This is a genomic window from Micromonospora sp. NPDC003776, from assembly GCF_053605645.1.
The window spans coordinates 1-2,742 of the sequence record NZ_JBSGJR010000754.1; the positions used below are offsets into that span (position 1 = coordinate 1).

At 76.0% G+C, this 2,742-nt stretch carries 3 protein-coding genes and 1 pseudogene; 2 read left to right on the top strand and 2 right to left on the bottom strand.

Going from position 1 to position 2,742, the window contains the following annotated elements:
• A pseudogene (locus ACWEVO_RS34425) lies at positions 1–442 on the bottom strand (diguanylate cyclase); the annotation flags it as partial.
• Between the two features lie 83 nt (positions 443–525).
• Here ACWEVO_RS34425 and ACWEVO_RS34430 point away from each other — a divergent pair.
• Together ACWEVO_RS34430 and ACWEVO_RS34435 are read left to right on the top strand one after the other, a co-directional pair.
• Positions 526–1,197 carry a 5-formyltetrahydrofolate cyclo-ligase gene (locus tag ACWEVO_RS34430; protein ID WP_452311592.1) on the top strand — a complete coding sequence of 224 codons (672 nt, stop codon included), beginning with the start codon at positions 526–528 and terminating at the stop codon, positions 1,195–1,197.
• 39 nt (positions 1,198–1,236) lie between these two features.
• The gene (locus ACWEVO_RS34435) at positions 1,237–1,569 is read left to right on the top strand and encodes an FmdB family zinc ribbon protein (RefSeq protein ID WP_452311594.1); all 333 of its coding nucleotides are present in this window, start codon (positions 1,237–1,239) and stop codon (positions 1,567–1,569) included.
• A gap of 794 nt (positions 1,570–2,363) precedes the next feature.
• Here ACWEVO_RS34435 and ACWEVO_RS34440 read toward each other — a convergent pair.
• On the bottom strand, positions 2,364–2,531 hold the full coding sequence (locus ACWEVO_RS34440; RefSeq protein ID WP_452311593.1) for a hypothetical protein: 168 nt from the start codon (positions 2,529–2,531) through the stop codon (positions 2,364–2,366).
• Positions 2,532–2,742: the final 211 nt, after the last annotated feature.

A 2,742-nucleotide genomic window follows, 5' to 3' on the forward strand; every position in this document is an offset into this window, starting at 1 on the left:
CGGCGACCGTGCCGAGGTCGGCGCCGGCGGGGTCGCGGAGCTGGACCCGGACGGCGAGCGCCCGGACCGGGCCGGTCGTCGAGGGGTCGCCGGCGCAGTCCCGCCAGGGGCCGGCCGGGCCGCCGGGCGTGGCGTAGCTGACCCCGCCGGCGGTGTCGGAGACCCGCACGGCGGCGGCCAGGCCGCGCCCCACCACCTGGTCCGCGGCGCGGGGCCTAGCGGCCGGATCGGTGACCAGCGCGACGGCGTCCGCCGCCGCGCGGAGCTGCTGGCAGAGGGCGTCCACGGAGGTACGCACGCCCGCGGCGGCCAGCCCCAGGCGTTCGGTGGAGCGGCTGCGGTCGAGGGTGGCCACGGTGGAGCCGACGAAGAAGGCGCCGAGCAGGACGGGGCCGAGCACCACCGCGAGGAAGGCCGCCGTCAACCGCCCGCGTAGCGTCAAGCTTCCCCCCGGAAGTTCCGCGCCCCTTTTTGCGATGCTGACACAGAGCGACCGGGAGGCAAGCGTTGCGTCAGGAGTGTTGCGTGCCGGAATTTTCTGATGAAGCGGATGTGCCGCATGAGGCGAAACGGGAGTTGCGCGTCGCGCGGCTCGCGCACCGCCGGGCGCTGGCCGCTCCGCACCGGTCGGAGGCGGCGGCGCGCGTCCAGGCCGAGCTGGTTTCCCTGGTACGCCGGCTGAGCCCGGCCCGGATGACCGCGTACGTGCCGGTCGGCTCGGAGCCCGGCGGGGCGGACCTGCCCGACATGCTGCGCGCCGCGCTCGCGCCGGGGGCGGAGCTGCTGCTCCCGGTGCTCCGGCAGGATCTCGACCTGGACTGGGCCGGGTACGCCGGCCCGGGGTCGCTGCGGGCGGCCGGGCGGGGCCTGCGCGAGCCCGACGGCCCCCGGCTGGGGCCCACCGCGATCGCCACCGCCACGCTGGTGGTCGTACCGGCGCTGGCCGTGGACCGCCGGGGGATCCGGCTCGGCCGCGGTGGCGGCTCCTACGACCGGGCGCTCGCCCGGGTGCCGGCGACGACGGTGACGGTGGCGCTGCTGCACGACGGGGAGTTGCTCGCGGCGGTGCCCGGGGAGCCGCACGACCTCCCGGTGCGCGCGGTGATCACCCCGGCCGACGGGCTGGTGCGGGTGTGTGACGGCCCGCTTCCGCTGGACGAACCCGGGTCCGATGACGCACCATTGGCACTCGGATAAGTCGAGTGCCAACCGGCCGTGCCAGATCCGGAGGAGAACGTGCCCACGTACCAGTACGCCTGCACCGCGTGCGGCCACCAGCTCGAGGCGGTGCAGTCCTTCTCTGACGAGCCGCTGACCGAGTGCCCCGCGTGCGAGGGGCGGCTGCGCAAGCTCTTCAACTCGGTCGGCATCGTGTTCAAGGGCTCCGGTTTCTACCGCACCGACTCGCGTTCGTCCGGTTCCGACACCGCCACGAGCGGCACGAGCAAGCCGGCGAAGTCCGAGTCGTCCTCGAACGGCGCGTCGAGCACCACCACGAGCGGTTCGTCCGGGTCGACCTCGACCGGCAGCTCGTCGACCAAGACCCCGGCGGCCAGCAGCTCCTCCTGACGCTCGCCCTCTCAAGATCCACACAGATTCACGGAAATAGTGGCCATCCCCGCGGGGGTGGCCACTATTTCCGTGAATGAGGGGCGCTGGACCTCTCCTCGGGTGGACTGGGCGGTGCGGTTATCCACAGGGGCGGGAGGTTGTCCACAGGAACGGGGATGGTGGGTGACGGGTCTGCCGGTGTCTGCCTAGCCTGCTGGCGATTGCTGGTGCGGGCGGGAGGGTGCGGTGGCGGGCGAGGGATCTCTGCGGCCGGTGCGGTGGCGCGGGCTGCCCCGCGGCGGGACCCTGCTCCGGGTGGCGCTGGTCGCCGTGCTGCTCGGTCTGGCCGCCGCCGTCCTGTCGACCCCGGCGGGCTGTCCGCCCCCGGGCACCGGCGGGGCGGGGCCGGCCACGACCGCCGGTCCGGCCACCCCCGAGCCGGGCTCCTCCGGCCGGGCCCTGCCGCTGCCCAGTGGCTCTGTCGGCGTGCCGGTCCGGCTGGCCGAGCCGGCCGCCCTCGCGGTGCTCCGCCCGGGTGCCCGGGTGGACCTGCTGGTCGTACCGGTCGGCGCGGGGGCCGGGGAGCCGACACTGCTCGCCGCGCGGGCGCTGGTCCTCGACGTGGTGGGCGCGTCCGGGGCGGTCGACGGCTCCTCCGCGCTCTACCTGGCCCTCCGCCCCGGAGCAGGCCCAGCGGGCCGTCGGGGTGCCCGAGGGCAGCCGCTTCGCGGTCGTCGTACGCGGCTGACCGTCGCTCGTCCGCGCCAGTGCCGGGGGCGCTCAGCCGGGCCGCGGGCCGGGACGCCGCCCGGTCAGTCCCAGTGCGGCGGGCGCTCGGCCAGCAGCCAGTCGTCGTTGCCGCCGGGCCGCTCGCCCCAGCCACGGTCGGTGTCGTCGGTGGTCTGCTCGGGCAGCACCACGAGATCGTCGCTCAGATCGACCACGCGATCGTCGTCGCCACGCCTGCCGGGATCGCTCACGAGCAGCAAGGATACCGGCGCGCGGCGACACCTCGACCGCCCGGCCGGGGTCACCCCGTCGCGTCGGCGCGGCCGACCGGCCCGCGCGTTGGTAGCGTCGGACGGCGTGACGACGCCGAGCGGTGGCAGCCCCGACGACGAGTTCTGGCGACGCCCCGGGCCGGACCGGTCCGCCCCCGAAGCCGGCCGGCCGGAGGAGGACGCCGGCTCC